The organism is Yaniella sp. (genome assembly GCF_030453185.1).
Classification (GTDB): Bacteria; Actinomycetota; Actinomycetes; order Actinomycetales; family Micrococcaceae; genus Yaniella.
The window spans coordinates 1-3,341 of the sequence record NZ_JAKDKW010000137.1; the positions used below are offsets into that span (position 1 = coordinate 1).

Below are 3,341 nucleotides of genomic sequence, written 5' to 3' on the forward strand. Positions count from 1 at the left end.
GGGTCAGATGTCATGCTCCAAGCCTAACAACACCCTGCCATTAAGGGAGCGGCACGGCTACGATGGAGTTATGCGTTCTTCACAAGCTCGAGTCCGTGTTGCCCGCGTGCATGCCGACACCGGGCGGACCCACCGTGCCGACACTCTCGCCGTCGAGGAGCCGCTCGAGATACGCGTTAATGGCACACGTTTAGCGGTCACCATGCGCACGCCCGTACATGATTTCTCCTTGGCCGTGGGCTTCGCCTTGTCCGAGGGCATCATCAACTCGGCCGAAGACGTGTTCAGGGTTCGCTACTGCCAAAAGGATCAAGGCCCCAAAGGTTTGAACCCGCACACGCAAGCGCAGCCGCACGACTCCGCTGACGGCAACGGTCTGGCCAGCGAACTTGCCCCACCATTAGGGCTCGGGGCATTTTCCGGAACCGAATCGGCGTTGCAGAACACTTCGGATAACGTCGTCGACATCACGCTCGCGCCACACGTTGTGCCCCCGTCTGCCGCTGTGCAGCGTCAGCTGGTCGTGAATTCATCGTGTGGTCTGTGCGGGCGTCAATCTCTGGACGAGGTGCATCAGAACGGTTGCTATCCCATTGACGAACGCTCTAATTTTAGGCTCGATGAGCCCACGGTCATGGGTCTGCCTGATCAACTGAGCGAGGATCAAAAAGTTTTCGCCAAAACCGGTGGCCTCCACGGCGCCGGGCTCTACGATGTCGAGACCGGCAGGATGCTGGTGGTGCGTGAGGATGTTGGCCGACACAACGCCGTGGACAAGGTTCTCGGCTGGGCCTTAATGGAAGGCTTACTCCCGTTAAGCGACAAGGTGTTGGTGACCTCATCGCGCGCGAGTTTCGAACTGGTGCAAAAGGCGGCCATGGCTGGCGTACCCATGCTTGTGGCGGTTTCTGCGCCGTCATCGCTTGCTGTTGAACTGGCGAAAGAGTCTTCCATGACCCTGGTTGGCTTCACTCGTGGCCACCGTTGCGTCATCTATGCGGGGGAGGAGCGTATCGTCCCGCCGGCTGCCGATGGCGCCTCAGCATCTATGGATGTTCCCGACGACGCCGCGAACAGCGCATAGTTACAGTGCAAGGTAAATTGTCTTAAAGGAGTTCTTCAACCCCAAAGAACCCTGCACCCGACCTATGTCGAATGCAGGACACTCTGATCAGCAATCGCGAGCGCGAAAGTCAGTTTTGCCAGAAGTAGTTTTGGCGCGGCTCTTGGGCAGGATCGATCAGTGGGTGGAGCTTGAATCGGACTTCTCCGTTGACCCGTTCGATTTGCAACATGTTGGCGTGCAGCGCTTTATGGTGATGCGAACACATCATTAATCCGTTTTCGGTGCTGGTCTCGCCGTTGTTCGACCAGTATGTGATGTGATGGAGTTCGCACCAGGCCGCCGGCCAGTGACATCCGGGCACAGCACACCCTCGATCACGTGCCAAAATCGCGCGACGGATCGCCTCGGTAAATTGTCGCTGCTTTCGCCCTATCGACAACACTTGACGCTGTCCAGTTAATGTCACGGGAGAGACACTGACATTGCACATCATCCGCAAGATCGTGTCTGGCGGTATATATGGTGTGTATATCCCTTGGGAGATTCGAGGTTGGAGCCGGTCGAGATTCTCATCGTTCAGTACTTCGTTGAGGTTGGTAGTTTTGGGCGGCGGGAACACAATTTCTGCGCCCTCGCCTTCATCATCCACTGCCGATTCGGCCGATGTATTGGCAAGCTCTGCCTCGGCGAGGTATGCCAGGAGTTGTTCACGTTTCACAGCCGTGATGTCCGGGAGTAGCTCTGCCAGTTCGGTGTGCAAGTGCTGCATCAGTGTCGGATAGTCGGCGAGCACTACAACCTGACTGTGTGCGCCGCTGGAACCTCGCAGATTCGAGTTTTCCAGGTTAGCCAATGCGAACTTCAGAGCATCCCGAATCGCATGCATAGACCGTTGACCGCGGGTTCGACTATCGAAGTCGTCATCTTCATCCTTCGCCCGCGGATTATTCGCCAAGGACTCTACGGTGCTCATCACTTCATTGCCTTCAGCATCCACGATGATCGACCACTTATACGCATCCGGATTCCCACGAACCGGCCCCTCACACCACACGTTATGCATCGCTTCAGTTTGACGCGGCGTGAAATTTTTATCCGGCGGATCGATCGAGGCAAGCACATCCTTCTTGCGGCGCCCAACATACCGGCCGAATTCTTCGGGTGTTGTGTGCTCAATTTTTGAGGCCAGGTCCTTTTCGATCACCGTCCGCAACCGTTGTCGGAAGTTCTGATCCTTCCCTGCGGATTCGGCTTCCTTATCCAGTTGTTCGAGCATATTCAACGCTGAGGATAACTTCGTAGGGTGGAGCGTGCCTTTGGCTTGCAGTGCCCCGAGCAGCGGCAGTTTGGTCTGCCCGACGACGATATTCTCATCACGTTCTGGATCCGAAGCGCGCGCCGGCGTCATCGCTGCAGCAATCTTGGTGCGCCCGGATGCCTCGTAGGCTCGCAGCCCATGGGTTTTCGCGATCAGGTCGTTCGCGTCGCGAAACGGTGTCTTCCCTTCGGATAGATCAACCGTCTCGCGCAGCTTCGGGTCATTGAACGCATCCTGGAGCAATCCCGCAAATCGATGCTGCAACGGTGACAATGCCCGCACTGTCTCTTCGAACTTCAAAGACCGCTGCAACACACCGTTGGTGGGGACGTCTTCCTCCCTGGTGTCAAGTTCTTTCGCCGCACCACGAATCACGTCATGGAGTTGATCAGGGGTGACGCTATCCCAGGCCACACGCCCATCAATGATCGGCAGATCAAGCGTGTCGAGCACACTCACTGCCTCATTGGTCGTGGTCATCGGGTCGTCACCTCCATTCGTGATCGATTGGACACCATCATGGAGAAAAACGTTCTGCAGCGGATCGCGAGTCTAAGGTTCTGTGGATAAGTCGAACTGGACGAAAAACATTGACGAATTCTCCACAACCTGGCAGTGAGACCTGGCTTACAGCGTGACTTGGTATTACTTTATTGGGAAACACCTTTCTCACTCACTCGAAAGCGCCTTGATGCCACGTCTCCTGAAGCAGCCTGTCCCGAGTCGTATTTTTGCCAGTCTGGCCGCATTGACCCTATGTGTGGTTCTTGCCGGTTGTTCAAATGACGACGACGCCGAACTCGACGAGACGATGGATGCCTCTGAGATCGAATCCGCGGAGTACGTTCCAGCTTCAGCTGATGGCCCCGCACAGAATGTCCCCGAGCCCAAACTTCCAGCTGTTGCGACAGAAAATACCGAAGAAGGCGCCGAAGCGACACTGAAATATTTTTGGGA

At 56.2% G+C, this 3,341-nt stretch carries 3 protein-coding genes; 2 read left to right on the forward strand and 1 reads right to left on the reverse strand.

Annotated elements, in window-relative coordinates; all coding sequences use genetic code 11:
- Positions 1-70 precede the first annotated feature (70 nt).
- Complete coding sequence (gene fdhD, locus L0H14_RS12175; protein WP_301421964.1) at positions 71-1,084, forward strand: formate dehydrogenase accessory sulfurtransferase FdhD; 1,014 nt, start codon at positions 71-73, stop codon at positions 1,082-1,084.
- A 109-nt stretch (positions 1,085-1,193) separates the two neighbouring features.
- On the opposite strand, the gene L0H14_RS12180 is transcribed toward fdhD, so the two are convergent.
- Positions 1,194-2,864 carry an HNH endonuclease signature motif containing protein gene (locus L0H14_RS12180; protein WP_301419884.1) on the reverse strand — a complete coding sequence of 557 codons (1,671 nt, stop codon included), beginning with the start codon at positions 2,862-2,864 and terminating at the stop codon, positions 1,194-1,196.
- Positions 2,865-3,075: 211 nt separating this feature from the next.
- Here L0H14_RS12180 and L0H14_RS12185 point away from each other — a divergent pair.
- The coding region (locus tag L0H14_RS12185; RefSeq protein WP_301421965.1) for a DUF6318 family protein at positions 3,076-3,341 on the forward strand (266 nt) is incomplete at its 3' end.